The organism is Bacillus sp. 7884-1, assembly GCF_002272245.1.
Lineage (GTDB): Bacteria > Bacillota > Bacilli > Bacillales > Cytobacillaceae > Neobacillus.
This window is the reverse complement of the sequence record NZ_NPDD01000322.1, coordinates 1-1,497: the sequence shown is the minus strand read 5'-3', so window position 1 is coordinate 1,497 and position 1,497 is coordinate 1. Positions and strand designations below refer to the sequence as shown.

Annotated in this window: 1 protein-coding gene; it reads right to left on the bottom strand. The window is 36.5% G+C overall.

What is annotated here, in order from left to right; all coding sequences use genetic code 11:
* Nucleotides 1-46: 46 nt before the first annotated feature.
* Nucleotides 47-1,377 (bottom strand): IS3 family transposase gene (locus CHI06_RS28905; RefSeq protein ID WP_095252065.1). Its coding sequence is split into 2 segments (ribosomal slippage): nucleotides 47-1,005 and nucleotides 1,005-1,377, totalling 1,332 coding nucleotides; the frame shifts between segments, so codons are not numbered across the junction.
* Nucleotides 1,378-1,497: the final 120 nt, after the last annotated feature.

The window sequence follows — 1,497 nt, the reverse complement described above, 5'->3', positions numbered from 1 at the left end:
GAACTATGACCCATAAAATGGACAGTCTAAAAAAAGACCTAAATATTTAAGCTGCTAATAATTGACTCCGGTATTGTGCCGGAGTCATTTTATTTAGGCTCCACTGATAACGGCTATTGTTATATTCCTCCATATAGTTTCCTATCAATTCTTGTAGTTCTCCAAAGCTTTGGCATGAAGAATAGTCTACTTCATCCTTTAAATGCCCAAAGAACGATTCCATAGGGGCATTATCCCAACAATTTCCCTTACGGGACATCGACTGAGTGAGTTCCATTTTTTTCACTCTGGCTTGAAATTCTGGATGAGTATAATGGAATCCTTGGTCCGAGTGAATCATAGCTCCTGGATGAGTGAAACCTCCAAGTGCATCAGAGAGCTTGTCCAATGTAGAATACACAAGATCCATTTTTAGAGTTTTGGACAAATGATAAGCTAAAATTTCCCTTGTGGAAGCATCTTTTACACATGATAAATAGGCAGGCTGCGAAGAACCGTAATACACATAAGTAATATCTGTTAATAGTACTTTCCCAGGTACTCCTTGGTTAAATTCCCTATTTAATAGGTTAGGGAGGGTCTTATGCTCTTGTGTTGCTTTGGCCATTTGCTTATAAGGATTAATCTGGCGGACTTTCGCTACTAAATTATACTTACTCATAATGCGACGGATCTTCTTATGATTCATCTCCACAAAATAATCATTCTCTAAGATCATTTTTATTGTTAAGGCACCAGCGTATCCCTTTTTCTTATTGAATATGTCCTTGATTAACTGATAATCTTTCCAATCGTTCTCTTCTCGTTCATTACGCTTTTTCTCTGCCTTTATCCAAGCATAATATCCACTTCGACTAACTTCAGCCTTTTTACATAGAAATTTCACCATATGTTTAAGTTTAAACTTTCGAATTGTTTGTTCAATAAGCGCAAACTTCTCTGAAATTGTTACTTTTTCTTCTTCTTCGCCTGCCTTTCGAGTTCGTCTAACTTTTTTAAGAATTCAAGTTCCGCTTCTAAATATTTAATACGCGCTTCAGCTTTCTTAAGGTTATCCTCAACAGAAAGAGGCTTTGAAGAGGGTCTACCAGTAGCTCCTTTTCCACGTCGTTCTGTGAAGAAACCATCCTCTCCAAACTGCTCATATGTTTTCCTCCAGCGTTTCAAACATTGTCCTGGTTTATCAATCCCAATTACCTCTAAATCAAAACCGTGTTCAATAAAGATTTGGGCAGGACCTTTACCATTTGAATTTTCCTTAATTGCTTCAACCTTAAACTCTGGTTTATAGGATATCGAACGATCAGATACGTGTTGTACATTAGGGTTCTGTTCAAGTAACTTCATTTGAATTTCATTAAAAATAGTTTTACTCACTTTATGTCCTCCGCTCACATCTTTGAAATGATTATAAACGGGTTTCTGTAAAATGGACACAGAAAAACCCGAATAACGGACTTTTTTATAAGTGTCCATTATTCGGGTTATAGTTCAAAA